Origin of the sequence: Mucilaginibacter sp. McL0603 (genome assembly GCF_049992945.1) — a bacterium.
Classification (GTDB): domain Bacteria; phylum Bacteroidota; class Bacteroidia; order Sphingobacteriales; family Sphingobacteriaceae; genus Mucilaginibacter.
The window spans coordinates 3,121,148-3,137,898 of sequence record NZ_CP188251.1 but is presented as its reverse complement, the minus strand read 5'-3'; the positions used below and the strand labels follow the sequence as shown (position 1 = coordinate 3,137,898).

The following is a 16,751-nucleotide window of genomic DNA, read 5'->3' as shown; positions in this document are numbered from 1 at the left end:
ATTAAGCGGCTTTTTGTTTGTATATTGGATAAAGTGCTCCTTTGTTATAATGCGCTTTTCTCTAAAGCCTGGGTAATATCTGCAATAATATCCTCAGCTTTTTCAAGGCCGGCGGATATACGGATCAATCCGGGTGTGATGCCTACTGCTATCCTTTGCTCGTCTGTCAATTTGGAATGCGTGGTACTTGCCGGGTGTGATGCAATGCTGCGGGTATCGCCCAGGTTGGCGGTCACCGAAAGCATTTCGAGCGCATCAAGGAATTTACGTCCTGCTTCAAGTCCGCCTTTTATCTCCATACAAAACACACCACCACCCAGTTTCATTTGCTTTTTAGCAATTTCATATTGAGGATGGTTGGGAAGAAAAGGATATTTAACCCATGCCACATTAGGATTGCTTTGTAGAGTTTCGGCAATTTTTAATGCATTTTCGCAATGGCGCTGCATACGCACATCCAATGTTTCCAAACTCTTGCTTAGTACCCATGCATTAAAAGGCGACATTGACGGGCCGGTATTACGGCAAAACAAGTATATCTCTTTGATCAGATCAGCACGGCCGACAATAATACCACCTAACACCCTACCCTGCCCGTCAATCCATTTAGTAGCGGAGTGAACAATAAGATCAGCCCCATAATCAATTGGCCTTTGTAATAACGGAGTGGCAAAACAATTATCTACATTTAATATCAAACCATGCTTTTTAGCAAACTTACCGGTCCATTCCAGATCAAGCACTTCCAATTGCGGGTTGGTTGGCGTTTCCAGATAGATCATTTTGCTATTGGGCTGTACTGCGGCTTCCCAGGCGGCGTAATCACCCGCAGGCACCAAAGTGCTTTCGATACCATAGTTTATCAGATACTTAGTTACCATAGTATAGGTGCTTCCGAAAACAGAACTGCAGCAGATCAGGTGGTCACCTTGCTTTAACAAAGCAAACATGGATGAGAATATAGCACTCATGCCGGTTGATGTGGCAAAGCCAGCATCAGCACCTTCAAGTGCGCACATTTTAGCAATAAACTCGTCTACATTCGGATTGCTAAATCGGCTGTATATATTATCATCAGATTCATCGGCAAATGCGGCACGCATAGCCTCAGCTTCATCAAAAGTGAAACTGCTGGTAATATAAAGCGGTGTTGAATGTTCCTGTTGATCTGATTGAGGTGTTTGAATACGTATAGCCTGGGTAACTGGGTCTAATTTTTTGGACATGATATAATATGAATGTTGTAGAAGAATGTATTATTCGGCAGGATGAACAAATACCTGCGTTGTGATTTTTGCTCCGGCTCCCATCAAAGTGGCAGCAACAGAGCAATATTTATTTATAGAAAGGTCAACAGCGCGGATTGCTTTATCTTCATCAATAGTTCCATACAGATGAAACTCAACATTGATGGACTGCCACAACGATGGTTCTTTGCCTTTTTCACGCTCGCCGCTGATGGTCATTTTATAATCAACCACATCCTGGCGCTGCTTTTTTAAAATACTGATCACATCGATTGCCGAGCATCCGCCTAATCCCATTAATAGGGTTTGCATTGGTCGCACACCATAATTAAGGCCGCCGCTCTCCGGGCTGCTATCCATTTTAATACTGTGACCGTTCTCATCAGTGGCTTCAAAACCAAAATCACCATGAACGCGTGAAAGTTGTATAGTAGGCATCTTCAAAAAATATTAATAGCCAAAGTTATGATTTTTAAGCATAATGTCGCCGTTACACGAGTAAATCTGACCCTAAGTAAATAAATCTCTTAATTTAGGGCAGATGAAAAAAATATTATTACTGATAGTTTTTACGTGTTATGCAGCATTATGTTTGGGTCAAAAATATTTAACCACATAATTTATTGTTGATCAACAACCGTAGAAATCGAATACATTTATAATGACCGTTTAGTTTCTATCCTTCATCGGTATAACCAATTTCAGGCCCGACCATATATCGTCAACTGTACAAACTTTAATATCAACCAAGCCGATTTCTATAGCATAGTTACGTATGATATCTTCAGTAATATCGGTTGGTACTTTCGATGCTTTTTTAGGCCAGGATACCCAGATCATTCCATTAGATTTAATACAATCTTTTAAATGTGGAAGTAAGGATGTGTATTCCTCCTTGCTTTTAGTGAAGACATGAATGAAATCAATTTTTGAATTTTCCTTATCTCCAAAATACAAATCATTGGGGAGGTCGGTAAAAAGCTGCAGATAATATTCAGGTGCATTGACAAGGTTGATATGAAACCCTGATTTAATACCGAGTTTCTTTGCAAGCGGAGTACCGGAATAGCCAGCTATTTCCATTTATATAAATCTGATTTGATTTAAGTGATGTTGCAAATGTTCCAGATAATCTCGTGCCAGCCATTCTACTGTATGTAATGTAGTTTCTTTTTTGCTATTATCACATTTCGCCTGCAACCGGTCAAGTGGATAATTATCCAATACGAGACTGATCTGTAAATTAAGCAAACGCCATAATTGCAGCAGGTCGTCAATGTTCATTTCCTGGTAGTGCTGTGCTGCTACCCACTTATCCTGCTCATAGGTCAACTTAAAATTCTCTTCATACGTACACCGCACAAAACGTTGTAAATTGATCTTAGCGCTATCGCACAAATGACCAATGACCTCTTTGTTTGACCATTTGCCCGGTAATGGCTTACTTTCCCAATCGATGTTTTGATTATTTACAGCTCTGATAAACTTATCAATTGTTGCTGTAAGCTGAATTGTTACCTGTTGCATAGAAAGGATAAATGTTGAATTAAATATAGCAATGTTATTATCCGAAGCTGAACATTTTATCAAAAAACTATTACCTTCAAAGCCTGAACTATTAATATGGCCCTTAACTATATCTGGATAGCTTTTTTTCTAATCGCTTTTGTATTTGCTTTAGTAAAATTAATTTTTTTGGGAGATACCGAAGCTTTTAAGCTACTGGTTGATGGCATTTTTGATTCTTCAAAATCATCTGTAATGGATATTGCCCTTCCACTTGCAGGTGCCATGACCTTTTGGCTTGGCATAATGAAGGTGGGTGAAAAGGCAGGTGCAATCAATTTTCTTTCACGTATTGTAGGGCCATTCTTCAGGAGGATATTCCCTGAAATCCCGAAAGATCATCCTGCTTTGGGCAACATATTAATGAGCTTCTCGGCAAATTTACTGGGCCTTATAAATGCAGCTACCCCACTTGGCTTAAAAGCGATGGATAGTATGCAGGAAATAAATAAGGATAAAGAAACCGCCAGCAACGCCCAGATCATGTTCCTGGTGCTGCTTACGTCGGGTATGCAATTGCTGCCTGTAGCTATTATTGCCCAACGTGCTATTCTGCATGCGGCAGATCCTACTGATATTTTTATTCCTTGTATTATAGCTACCTATGTATCGGCTGTTGTTGGTATGATCGCTGTTGCTATCCGGCAAAAGATCAATTTATTTGATCGTGTTATTATTGCCTGGCTTGGTGGTGTAACCGTTTTTATTACTTTATTGGTTTGGTATTTCACAACACATCTTTCTAAAGAACAGATAGGCACATTCTCAAAAATAGCGAGCAACCTGCTGTTGTTTGCTATACCCGTTGTTTTCATATTTGGTGGATTGCTCAAAAAAGTAAATGTGTTCGAAGCGTTTATTGATGGTGCAAAGTCAGGCTTTGAAACGTCTATTAAAATCATCCCTTATTTGGTTGCCATGCTTGTTGGTATTAGCGTTTTTAGAAGCTGCGGAGCTTTAGGCTATGTCAATGAGGGGTTGAGATGGGTTATAAGTCACCTAAACCTGGATACCCGTTTTGTTGATGCTATGCCCGTAGCCTATATGAAACCGCTAAGTGGTTCCGGTTCCAGGGCTATGATGATCAATACCATGCAGACCTTCGGCCCTGACAGTTTTGCCGGACGATTAGGTTGTGTGTTCAACGGCTCGGCTGATACCACATTTTATATAGTAGCTCTTTACTTCGGTTCGGTAGGAATTAAGAGATCACGCTATGCTATCCCGGCAGGTTTAATTGCTGACTTAGCCGGAATTATTGCCGCTATTTTTGTGACTTATTTATTTTTTGGTTAATAATAATTTTCAACACTGTCTATTTCTTACTTCACTTGCTCCCATCAATCAACACATAATTAATAGTTTAATTTGTTTATTTTTTTGTTGATAAGCCATTTGGCCACATGGTTAAATATCGCAACTAAATTATTCTCTATTCGTAAAAGGGATGAAGTTCATTTATAATACATTCTGCTTTCAAAGCAGATTTTGTAAGTACATGAATTAATTATCAGATAAAACCCTTTCACTAAATCAGGGAGTATTGATGACTAAAACCTACACAAAACGCTTATTCTTATTAGCAGTATTCACTCTATTTATATTAGCGGATACATTTGCTCAAACAATAACCGTTGGAACCGTTGATCCTGGCCCGTATGGCTGGCAATCATCCATTGCTGTCCCGATAAATGTCAATGTTACGGGAGGCTGTATTACTCAAGCTAATACATTCACTCTTTATTTATCAGATGCTTCAGGTAATTTTTCACCGGGCACTGCAATAGGAACTTATAGCGGCTTTTATGCCGGTTTTGTGAATGGTGTCATACCCACTGGCATAGCCGCAGGCACCGGTTATAGGGTGGAGGTAAAATCTTCCAGCCCGGCTGTAACCAGTACCGTATCAGCAGCTTTTAAAATAAGTGCCGTCGGCGGTGTAACTGCTTCTCTTTCATCAACCGAAACCGTAGCACCAAATGTATTCGGACGATGCGTTGGTACACTTTCACCTTATACCATTTTGTCAGCCTCCAGCGGTACAACCGCCAGCTTTCACAATGAAACCACGGGGGGGAATGAAGGCACCAATGTTGCCATTCCAATAACCGGGTATCAATTTACGCCCACTAAGTCCAATTACACTATTACTGCCAAATCTGTTAACGGCAGCGGTATAGTAGGTACCTACGACTACCAACTTATTAACAATAACTTGCTTAACCCGTTTAGTCCGGTTGGCCAGCCTTTTACTTGTTTGCCGACAGGTGGCAAAGCGACACTTACTTTTGGAATGTCCTTTACGGGGGCTATAGGTATAAACAACAACTATCCGGGTACATTGTACACAGTAACCTGGGGGGATGGAACAACCAGTGTTTTTACCTATTGTGATATTCTTCAAGCTAACGGTTTATTATCGCATGACTATACTGCCCCCACCTGCGGCTCGGCAACCCCACTACAAGTGGTATGTCAGCCTTCTACCCCATATTGCACTAATATAACTGCTCCCTCTACCACTACTGCAAAGGTGATTATTACACCAACGGTTGACTTTGGTTTACCGGCCGTTGGCTGTGTAGGTACAGCGATCACCGTGCCGAATAATTCCAAGCCGGGGCCAGATTACAGTACCGCCACCCAGACTAATTGTAATTTACAGAACCCGAATGCGTTATATGACTGGTATTTTGACGGGGTTAAGGTGCTCAGCGGTGTAAAGCTTGGCGTCTCTTTTACTATACCGGCAACTACAGCGCATGGCACCCATACCATACTACTTCATGCAGATGCCCCTGTAGATCCAAATACCCCTTATTGTTCGGCACCGGATGCTATAAAAACCATCTGTCTTGAAAATCCACCGACACCGGCGTTCACCATACCAAGCCCTGTATGTATCACCAGTATGCCGGTGACGGTTACCAATACATCTACAGTAGATAATACCTGCAGTACCCCTGCATACACATGGTCTGCAATTCCTAACACCTTTACTTTTTCAGGCGGCACAAATAAAAACAGTTTTCAGCCACAATTTAATTTTACGGCAGCAGGCACTTATACCGTAACATTAAGTATAGCAAGCAGCTGCGGTGCGAAAACAACACAAAAAACGATTGTCGTTCAGCCGGCCCCTACTGCAGTATTATCGGCCAACGTGTCATTTTGCGGGAAAAATCAAACATTGACCTTTGATGCAACAGCCGGTTCAAGTACCAAGACAACATTAAACGGAATACCTGCAACAGATACCTACGCCTGGACTGTAACACCAGCCGCTGGCGGAGCGACTTACAGTTTTGCGGGCGGGACGAGTGCGAGCAGTCAATATCCTCAGATAACATTTACGGCCTATGACACCTATACCGTTAAAGTAACACATACAAATTCGTGTGGTACTGTTTTTGCAACACAACAACTAACTTTTATCCAGCCGCCTTTAGTTAGTGCCGGTCCTCCACAAACCGTTTGCGCAAGCCCTGCGCCAACGGTTACTTTAGCCGGAGTTGTATCTGGTACAATATTAAGTCATGTGTGGAGCAGTGCGGGCGGAGGAACTTTTTCAAGTATTACGGCTTTAAATCCCACTTATCAGCCTTCTACTGCCGAAATTACAGCGGGCAGCGCTACGTTGACATTAACGGTTACTTCTACAAGCCCATGTAATACTATAACCAGTCAGGTTGTTATTACCATTACCCCTATAGCTAAAATTACCAGTCTTCCTACCGCGCCTATCTGTTCCGGTACGCCCTTGAATTATACTATAACGGCAAATTTACCAGGTACAACCTTTGCATGGACTTCCGTTTTAACATCAGGAACAGCGACAGGTTTTACTGCATCAGGGAGTGGAAATAAAATAAATGATGTATTGATCAACACCACTACGTCTGATGCTGTGGTAACCTACACAATCCTGCCCACATATAATTCATGCCCGGGTATTCCGTTCATGTTGAGGGTTACTGTACATCCCTTGCCGGTAATAACTGCTACTGCTCCATCACCCGTTTGTAGTGGCGTGGCCGGAAATGGAACTGTTACATTGTCATCAAACGTTGCCGGCACCACCTATACATGGACCAGTACGGCATCAGCTGGTATAACAGGGAATACCAATCAGGTTACTCCTTTGCTTACCAGTAGCATAAATAATACATTAGTAAACAGTGCATTAACAGCCGGAACTGTTACCTATACCATTACCCCTTATAATGGAACTTGTCCCGGAACGCCGGCTACTGTCAACATAATTGTTGAGCCAACGCCTAAAACACCTAGTGCAGGTTCTGATGCAGAGATTTGTGCATCAACCACCTACACTTTAAACGGTAATAGCCCCACTCCCGGAACCGGTTTATGGACCGTTTCAAGTGGTCCTGCCGGTACGTCTTTTTCAGATGCCACCAGTCCAACTGCGACAGTAAGCGGGATGATCCCCGGAGGTATTTATCAATTCACATGGACCATTACCGGTTCACCGCTATGTGCATCAAAGAGTGATGTAGTAAAAATCCAGGTTGATAAATCACCTATTGGTGGAACTACCTCAACTGATGCGATCGTTTGTTCAGGTGGTAATAGTGGAACAATTACACTTGCCAGCCAGTTTGGTACTGTTGTTCGCTGGGAATCATCGACCACTATCCCGGCTACCCCAGCTAGCTGGGTGCCTATTGCAAATACAAGCAATACACAATCTTATTTAAATTTAACACAAACCACCATATATAGGGCCGTATTGCATAATGGTGTATGCCCTGATGTAACTTCGGCGCCTACCACTATTACCGTTTTGCCATTGACTGTTGTGTCTAACGCAGGCCCTGATGCTGAGGTTTGTGCGTCTACAACGTATACTTTACAAGGTAACAACCCGGCACCCGGAACTGGTAAATGGACCGTTACCGGGGGGCCAGCTGGTGTTACTTTTTCAGATGCCACGAATCCAAATGCAGTTGTAAGCGGATTGATCCCCGGAGGAGGTGCTTATCAATTCACATGGACTATTACCAGCTCTTCTACTTGTCCACCCAACAGCAATTCGGTAAATATTACTATTGATAAATCACCAATAGGTGGAACAACCTCAAGTCCGGCTACTGTTTGTACAGGTTCCAATAGCGGGACAATTACGCTTGCAAGCCAATTTGGTACAGTTGTTCGCTGGGAATCATCGACAACTATCCCAGCTACCCCGGCTAGCTGGGTGCCTATTGCAAATACAGGTACTACCCAGCCATATTTAAATTTAACGCAAACTACCATATATAGGGCCGTATTGCATAATGGTGTATGTCCTGATGTAACTTCGGCGCCTACTACTATTACTGTTCAGCCATTGCCGGTAACATCTAAACCAGGCTTGGATGCTGAGATTTGTGCGTCTACAACATATACTTTACAAGGTAACAACCCATCACCCGGAACCGGTTTGTGGACAGTAGTAAGCGGTCCGGCGGGATCATCTTTCTCAAATGCCACCAGTCCGACCGCAACTGTAAGCGGGCTTATCCCCGGAAATATTTATCAATTCCAATGGACCATTACCGGTTCACCTTCTTGTTCACCCAGCAGCAATGTGGTAAATATTACTGTTGATAAATCACCAATAGGCGGAACAACATCGGCCCCGGCGACCGTTTGTATAGGTGCCAATAGCGGACAGGTCGTCCTGGCCAGCCAGTTTGGTACCGTAACGCGCTGGGAATCATCAATTAACAACGGAGCCAACTGGCTGCCTATTGCCAATACCAGCACTATACAACCCTATTTAAATATAACACAAACTACTCAATACAGGGCTTTTGTCCATAATGGTGTATGCCCGGATGTACCTTCGGCTCCTACTACCATAACCGTTGTGCCACTGCCTGTAACATCTAGCGCCGGCTCTAACGATGAGGTTTGTAGTGTTACCAGCTATACCCTTCATGGTAACAACCCAGCGCCCGGAACTGGTAAATGGACCGTTACCGGTCCGGCTGGTGTTACTTTTTCAGATGCCACGAATCCCAATGCTATTGCAAATGGATTAATCCCCGGTATTTATCAATTCACATGGACCATCACCGGCTCACCGGCTTGTCCATCAAACAGCAATACTGTAACGATTACCATTGATAAAGCACCGGTAGGCGGAACGACTTCCAGCGATGCGACGGTTTGTATTAGCGGTAATGCAGGGCAGATCGCACTTTCGGGGCAGTTTGGTACTATTGTTCGCTGGGAATCATCGACCACTATCCCAGCTACCCCAGCTAGCTGGGTGCCTATTGCAAATACAAGCAGTACACTATCTTATTTAAATTTAACACAAACCACCCAGTACAGGGCAATTTTACATAACAGCAGCACTTGTGCTGATGTACCTTCATCAGTAACCACTATTACCGTGGCTCCATTACCAAGTCCGGCAATCGCAGGCACTAATAATGAAGTTTGTAATGTTACAAGCTACGCCTTACAGGGTAATAACCCTGCCTCTGGGACGGGAAAATGGACGGTTAACGGCCCTGCAGGTGTTACTTTTTCAGATGCCACAAATCCAAATGCTATTGCAAACGGATTAATACCAGGAAGCATTTATCAATTCACGTGGACCATCACCACTTCACCTTCTTGTCCATCTACCAGCAGTACTGTAACAATTACGATTGACAAAGCTCCGGTAGCCGGAATTATAACTGCAAACCCTGCTGAAGTTTGTTTCGGTAGCAACGGTGGTACTTTAACCCTTACCGGACAATTCGGTACTATATTCCGTTGGGAATCATCAGTTGATAATGGTAAGACATGGCAGGCCATAAGTAATGGAACTGCTATACAAACATTCACCAACTTAAGTCAAACTACAGAATACCGGGCTGTATTACATAATAGTAATACCTGCCCTGATGCATTTACGGCACCGACTATAGTGACTGTTGATCCGTTGCCTGTAGCATCTAATCCTGGCCCTAATGATGAAGTTTGTAATGTTACTACTTATAATCTTAATGGTAATAGCCCGTCACCTGGAACAGGTAAATGGACTATTACACAAGGGCCTGCAGGCGCTACTTTCTCAGACGATACTAATCCAAATCCTATAGTAAGCGGATTGATACCAGGAAATGTTTACCAGTTTAAATGGACAATTACCAGTTCGTCTACTTCTGTCTGTCCTCCAAACAGCAATACGGTTAACATTACTATTGACCAGGCACCAATAGGAGGAACAACTTCGAGCCCTGCCGAAGTGTGCGCCACCGGCAATGGTGGTCAGATAAAACTTACCGGCCAATTAGGCACCGTAGTTCGTTGGGAATCATCAGTTAGTGGTGGTTCCTGGCTGCCAATCTCCAATACCGGCACCACACAGTCTTACTTAAATCTAACCCAAACAACATCATATAGAGCTGTTGTGCATAATGGAGCTACTTGTGACGATGTAAATTCAACAGTTACTACAATAACTGTAGATCCTCCACCGGTTGATGCTGATGCAGGAACTGATGATGAAGTTTGTAGCGTAACCAGTTATAAGCTTAACGGGAATAGCCCGGCACCGGGAACAGGTAAATGGACTATGATTACAGGCCCTGCCGCCGTCACTTTCTCAGATGCTACGGATCCCGCTGCTACTGTAAGCGGGTTGATACCAGGAAACGTTTACCAGTTTAGATGGTCTATCACTGGCTCAGCTTTTTGCGCTCCGAGCACAGATATTATAACGATTAAAATTGATAGGGTACCAATAGGTGGAACAACTTCAGCACCGGCTGAAGTGTGTTCAGGCAGTAACGGCGGTCAGATTAAACTTTCAGGACAGTTTGGTAATATCGTGCGCTGGGAATCATCGACCACTTTCCCGGCTACCGCAGCTAGCTGGCTGCCCATTGCTAATACCAGTTCAACACAGTCTTACCAGAATTTAACACAAACTACCCAGTACAGGGCTGTTTTACATAACAGCACTACTTGTGACGATGTAACTTCAACTGCCACAACGATAACAGTTGATCCTCCTCCGACTACCGCTAATGCAGGAACTGATGATGAAGTTTGTAGCGTAACCAGTTATAAGCTTAACGGGAATAACCCGGCACCGGGAACAGGTAAATGGACTGTGGTTACAGCCCCTGCCGCCGTCACTTTCTCAGATGCTACGGATCCCGCTGCTACTGTAAGCGGATTGATACCGGGGAACGTTTACCAGTTTAGATGGACCATTACAGGCTCAGCTTTTTGCTCTCCAAGCACAGATATGGTAACTATTACAATTGATAAGGCACCGATAGGCGGAACAACTTCAGCACCGGCTGAAGTGTGTTCAGGCGCTAACGGCGGTCAGATAAAACTCTCGGGCCAATTTGGCAGCATATTACGCTGGGAATCGCAGGTCGCCGGAGGTTCATGGCTTCCCATTGCTAATAACAGTACAACACAGTCTTACCAGAATTTAACACAAACCACCCAGTACAGGGCTGTTTTACATAACGGCAATATTTGTGACGATGTAACTTCAACTGCCACAACCATAACAGTTGATACTCCTCCGACTACCGCTATTGCAGGAACTGATGATGAAGTTTGTAGCGTAACCAGTTATAAGCTTAACGGGAATAGCCCGGTACCGGGAACAGGTAAATGGACTGTGGTTACGGGCCCCGTCGGCGCCACTTTCTCAGATGCTACGGATCCCGCTGCTACTGTAAGCGGGTTGATACCGGGGAACGTTTACCAGTTTGGATGGACCATCACGGGTTCAGCTTTTTGCCCTCCGAGCACAGATATTGTAACTGTTACGGTTGATAAGGCGCCAATAGGCGGAACAACTTCGGCACCGGCTGAAGTGTGTTCAGGCAGTAACAGCGGTAGGATAACACTTGCCGGACAGTTTGGTACGATAGCGCGCTGGGAATCGTCGGTCAACGGAGGTCCATGGCAGCCCATTGCTAATAACATCACTACACTGCTTTATCTGAATTTAACACAAACTACCCAGTACAGGGCTGTTTTACATAACGGCAATGTTTGTGACGATGTAACTTCAACTGCAACTACCATAACAGTTGATCCTCCTCCGACTACCGCTGTTGCAGGAACTGATGATGAAGTTTGTAGCGTAACCAGTTATAAGCTTAATGGGAATAGCCCGGCACCGGGAACAGGTAATTGGACTGAGGTTACGGGCCCCGTCGGCGCCACTTTCTCAGATGCAACGGATCCCGCTGCTACTGTAAGCGGATTGATACCGGGTAACGTTTACCAGTTTAAATGGTCGATAACAGGCTCAGCTTTTTGCCCTCCGAGCACAGATATTGTAACAATTACAATTGATAGTGCGCCGATAGGCGGAACAACTTCGGCGCCAGCTGAAGTGTGTTCAGGCAGTAATAGCGGTAAGATAACACTTGCCGGACAGTTTGGTACTATAGTTCGCTGGGAATCATCGACCACTATCCCGGCTACCCCAGCTAGCTGGGTGCCTATTGCAAATACAAGCAATACACAATCTTATTTAAATTTAACACAAACCACCGCGTACAGGGCCGTTTTACATAACGGTAATGTTTGTGACGATGTAACTTCAACTGCAACTACGATAACAGTTGATACTCCGCCGACTATCGCTGATGCAGGTGCCGGTGACGAAGTTTGTAATGTAACAACTTATACACTTCATGGTAATACGCCCGCATATGGAACCGGTTTATGGACAATTGTCACCGGCCCGCCTGGGGTTGTTCTTTCCGATGCAACCAATCCAAGTGCTATATTAACCGGCCTGATACCCGGAAATGTTTACCAGTTTAAATGGACTATCACAGGTGCGGCCACATGCCCCCCAAGCAGCAGTATAGTTACCATTGCGATTGATCAGCCTCCGGTAGGAGGAACAACATCCGGCCCTGCTGAAGTATGTGCCGGCAGCAATGGCGGACAGATTAAACTTACAGGTCAATTTGGTAACATTTTACGCTGGGAATCGCAGGTCGCCGGAGGTCCATGGCAGCCCATTGCCAATACTAACAACACGCAATCTTACGTAAATCTAACACAAACAACTCAATACAGGGCCGTTTTACATAATAGCGCCACCTGCCCTGACGTAACTTCGACTGCAACCACAATTACTGTTGATCCTCCACCGATTGCAGCTGTTGCAGGCGTTGACGCTGAAGTTTGTAATGTTACTACCTATACGCTTAATGGCAATAGCCCTGGAACCGGAACAGGCCAATGGACTATTGTTGGGGGCCCTGCAGGCGCGACTTTCCTGGATGCCACCAAACCAAATGCTATAGTTAGCGGGTTAATACCAGGGAATGTTTATCAGTTCCAGTGGTCGATCACAGGAACTGCCGTATGTCCTCCAAGTACCGATATAGTTACTATAACCATAGATAAAGCACCAATTGGAGGAACAACCTCTACTCCTGCTGAAGTTTGCTCCGGAAGCAATAGCGGACTGATCACACTTTCAGGGCAGTTTGGTACTGTTGTACGCTGGGAATCGCAGGCCATTGGAGGTCAATGGCAGCCAATTGCTAATACTAATATTACACAACCTTATTTAAATCTGACCAAAACTACTTCGTACAGGGCTATATTACATAATAGCACAACTTGTGCCGATGCGGCTTCAACTCCAACAACAATAACCGTTGACCCACTTCCGGTAGCAGCTGATGCAGGCGTTGACGCTGAAGTTTGTAGTGTTACTACCTATACGCTTAATGGCAATAGCCCTGCAGTTGGAACAGGTAAATGGAGCATTGTTGGTGGCCCTGCAGGTGTTACATTCTCGGATGTAACTAATCCGGCGGCCATTGTAAGCGGGCTGATACCCGGAAGTGTTTATCAGTTTCAGTGGTCGATCACAGGAACTGCTGCATGTCCTCCAAGTACCGATATAGTTACTATAACTATAGATAAAATGCCGATTGGCGGAACAACCTCCAGTCCTGCGGAGGTGTGTTATGGCGGAAACGCAGGCCAAATAAAACTTAACGGTCAATTTGGTAGTGTAGTACGCTGGGAATTTTCAATTGATAATGGTAGAAGCTGGCAGGATATCGCTAACACCGGTACTACTCAGCCTTATATAAATTTGATTCACACCACTCAATACCGGGCTATGTTGCATAACAGCGCTACTTGTGACGATGTGGCTTCAACGGCAACTACTATAACAGTTGATCCTCCGCCGATTGACGCTGATGCGGGTCCTGATGACGAAGTTTGTAGTGTGACCAGTTATAACCTTCATGGTAATAACCCTGCACCTGGCACAGGTACATGGACAGTTGTCAGTGGTCCCACTGGCGCTACTTTCTCGGATGCAACTAATCCGCTTGCCACAGTAAGCGGGTTAATACCAGGAAATGTTTACCAGTTTGAGTGGGCAATAACAGGCACTGCTACTTGCCCTCCAAGTACTGACATTGCGACCATTAAGGTTGATAAGGCGCCAATAGGAGGAACGACATCAAGCCCTGCCGAAGTGTGCTCTGGAAACAACTCGGGCCAAATTACCCTTTCAGGGCAATTCGGAACTATAGTGCGTTGGGAGTTTTCAATTGATAATAGTACCTGGCAACCGATAGCTAATACCAGTATCACCCAACATTTCGCTGATTTGACACAGACTACACAATTCAGGGCAGTTCTGCAAAACGGTGCTGTTTGTGATTACGCTACTTCAACTGCAACAACCATAACAGTTGATCCTCCGCCTGTAACCTCTATCCCCGGCCCTGACGATGTGGTTTGCAGCGTAACTTCTTATACACTGCATGCCAATAACCCTGCACCAGGAACAGGTAAGTGGACGGTTGTACAAGGTCCGGCCGGTGCTACCTTTTCTGATGATACCAATCCGAATGCGACAGTAAGCGGATTGATACCGGGCAGTATTTATCAATTTAAATGGGTCATTACAAATACAGCTGCATGTCCGCCGAGTAGTGGTGTGGTAACAATTACTATTGACCAGGCTCCTCTTGGAGGTACAACATCAGGCGCTGCTACAGTTTGTTGGGGATCCAATAGTGGACAAATTCTACTAACAGGTCAGTTTGGCACTATTGTGCGGTGGGAATCATCAATTGACAATGGTGCTTCATGGCAGCCTATTGCTAACTCAACTAATACTCAGTCTTATTCAAATTTGACAAGAACAACACAGTATAGGGCATTTTTACATAACGGTACTTCTTGTAAAGATGTACCGTCAGCTCCTACTATTATAACTGTAAACCCTCCAACTCCAATTGCCCAGGCCGGTCAGGATTTCAATGTTTGTAACCAAACTGCAATTACATTAACTGGGAATGACCCGGGAGCATTTAGCGGTACCTGGACACAGACTGCCGGTCCTGCTGTGAATATTGTAGATCCATCAAACTATTCGACACAGGTTACCGGACTATCAGGTGACAATATCTATACTTTTCAATGGACAATTTATGGTTTACCTCCATGCGCTAATACAAGTTCAAGTATTAATATTGGTCTACATACGGACGTTGTTCCAAGCTTTACAATGAATACGAGCCATGGTTGCGGTCCTACTGTAGTAACGTTTACAAACACCTCAACCCCGGCACCGGTAGGCTTATTTGTATGGAATTTCGGGGATGGGACATCTACCATTACCGCAATAAATCCACCGCCTCATACTTTTCAGCCTTCAAGTGATGGAACTGAAAAAACTTATACTATCACAATGACTCCTGCAAGTAATTGCGGATCACAGGCTCCTTTTGTCGACAAGATAACGGTAAGCCCGCAGACGCCGGTAGCGGCAATTTTGCCCGTGCAGGCAAACGCGTGCGGAACTTTTACAGTAACCGCCAGGAATTTATCACCAGGTAATAACGTAAAATATGATTTCTACCTGTTGGACGAAAATAACGCCATTGTACAGCATCTAAGCTATCCTGATAACGAGGATGCCGTATTCCAGCCCATCGTTCCAACCCAACCGACTGTATATACGGTTTATATGATTGCTACGGATCAATGCGGTAACCAAAGCCGTACAGTTCCTGTGAACATACCAGCATCACCTTCATTAGTGGTTTCAGGAGTGCAGATCAAAGGTGGTGTAAATTCGGTTTGTTTAGGTAGCCCGGTAACTTTCCAGAATATTTCCACAGGTGGGGAGAAGGCTACCATTATTGTCTATGATTCTAATAAGAATCCTATAGCTACAATCCCCGGCGGTACAGCTGATACAGAATATATCCCTCCTGCAACCGGAATTTATTATGTATCACTTACAGCAGGTAATGAGGGTTGCGGCGATGCACCGGTATCCGCATTAAAGGAATTTACTGTTTATCCCGTTCCAAAACCGAGCTTTACGTATACTATTGATGATCAATACAATGTAACATTTACCAATACCACGCCTAATGCAGAGAACATACCGGCGTCATCATTATTATACAGTTGGGATTTTGGGGATGGTTCGGTAAAAGAGAATGCTTATGTACCTTCATTGCATCATTTTGATTTCACCAAATCACCATTTACGGTTGCTTTGACGGCAACTACCCCAGGCACTACCTGCGCTGGTATTACAACACAGGTTATCGAGATTAAATTTCATGGTAACTTATTTTTACCAAATGCGTTTATACCATCCAGTTCAAAGAAGGACCTGAAAGTGTTTATGGCTAAAGGTTTCGGCCTTAAAACATGGCACATGCAGATATTTAACAATTTTGGCCAGATGATCTGGGAGTCGACTAAGCTCGACAGTAACGGATCACCAGTTGAAGGATGGGATGGTACTTACAAAGGCGTACTTGTAGAACAGGGCGTTTATGTATGGCAGATATCAGCGACATTATTGAACGGACAAGAGTGGAAAGGGATGTCATTTGGTAAAGAAGCGCCAAGGGCAGTGGGAGTAATACATCTATTAAAATAGAA

6 protein-coding genes are annotated in these 16,751 nt (G+C 44.3%); 2 read left to right on the top strand and 4 right to left on the bottom strand.

The features are described 5' to 3' along the window. Positions 1-44: 44 nt before the first annotated feature. The 4 genes from ACPPVU_RS14405 to ACPPVU_RS14390 all read right to left on the bottom strand — a co-directional run bounded on the left by ACPPVU_RS14405 (position 45) and on the right by ACPPVU_RS14390 (position 2,774). The gene (locus ACPPVU_RS14405) at positions 45-1,226 is read right to left on the bottom strand and encodes a trans-sulfuration enzyme family protein (protein ID WP_426667213.1); all 1,182 of its coding nucleotides are present in this window, start codon (positions 1,224-1,226) and stop codon (positions 45-47) included. Positions 1,227-1,256: 30 nt separating this feature from the next. Beyond that, positions 1,257-1,685 (bottom strand): OsmC family protein, encoded by a 429-nt coding sequence (locus ACPPVU_RS14400; protein WP_426667212.1) that lies wholly within the window; start codon positions 1,683-1,685, stop codon positions 1,257-1,259. 231 nt (positions 1,686-1,916) lie between these two features. After that, the gene (locus ACPPVU_RS14395) at positions 1,917-2,330 is read right to left on the bottom strand and encodes a DUF3052 domain-containing protein (RefSeq protein ID WP_426667211.1); all 414 of its coding nucleotides are present in this window, start codon (positions 2,328-2,330) and stop codon (positions 1,917-1,919) included. Beyond that, positions 2,331-2,774, bottom strand: a complete 444-nt coding sequence (locus tag ACPPVU_RS14390) for a DinB family protein (RefSeq protein ID WP_426667210.1) — start codon at positions 2,772-2,774, stop codon at positions 2,331-2,333. Positions 2,775-2,870: 96 nt separating this feature from the next. On the opposite strand from ACPPVU_RS14390, the gene ACPPVU_RS14385 reads away from it, so the two are divergent. Both ACPPVU_RS14385 and ACPPVU_RS14380 read left to right on the top strand, forming a co-directional pair. Beyond that, positions 2,871-4,109 carry a nucleoside recognition domain-containing protein gene (locus ACPPVU_RS14385; protein WP_426667209.1) on the top strand — a complete coding sequence of 413 codons (1,239 nt, stop codon included), beginning with the start codon at positions 2,871-2,873 and terminating at the stop codon, positions 4,107-4,109. 250 nt (positions 4,110-4,359) lie between these two features. Further along, positions 4,360-16,749, top strand: coding sequence for a PKD-like domain-containing protein (locus ACPPVU_RS14380; RefSeq protein ID WP_426667208.1), 12,390 nt, complete (start codon positions 4,360-4,362; stop codon positions 16,747-16,749). The last annotated feature ends 2 nt before the right edge of the window (positions 16,750-16,751 follow it).

Coding starts and splice junctions, on each gene's coding strand:
- ACPPVU_RS14400 (WP_426667212.1), bottom strand. CDS start 1,685: ATGCCTACTATACAACTTTCACGCGTTCATGGTGATTTTGGTTTTGAA.
- ACPPVU_RS14380 (WP_426667208.1), top strand. CDS start 4,360: ATGACTAAAACCTACACAAAACGCTTATTCTTATTAGCAGTATTCACT.
- ACPPVU_RS14405 (WP_426667213.1), bottom strand. CDS start 1,226: ATGTCCAAAAAATTAGACCCAGTTACCCAGGCTATACGTATTCAAACA.
- ACPPVU_RS14385 (WP_426667209.1), top strand. CDS start 2,871: ATGGCCCTTAACTATATCTGGATAGCTTTTTTTCTAATCGCTTTTGTA.
- ACPPVU_RS14390 (WP_426667210.1), bottom strand. CDS start 2,774: ATGCAACAGGTAACAATTCAGCTTACAGCAACAATTGATAAGTTTATC.
- ACPPVU_RS14395 (WP_426667211.1), bottom strand. CDS start 2,330: ATGGAAATAGCTGGCTATTCCGGTACTCCGCTTGCAAAGAAACTCGGT.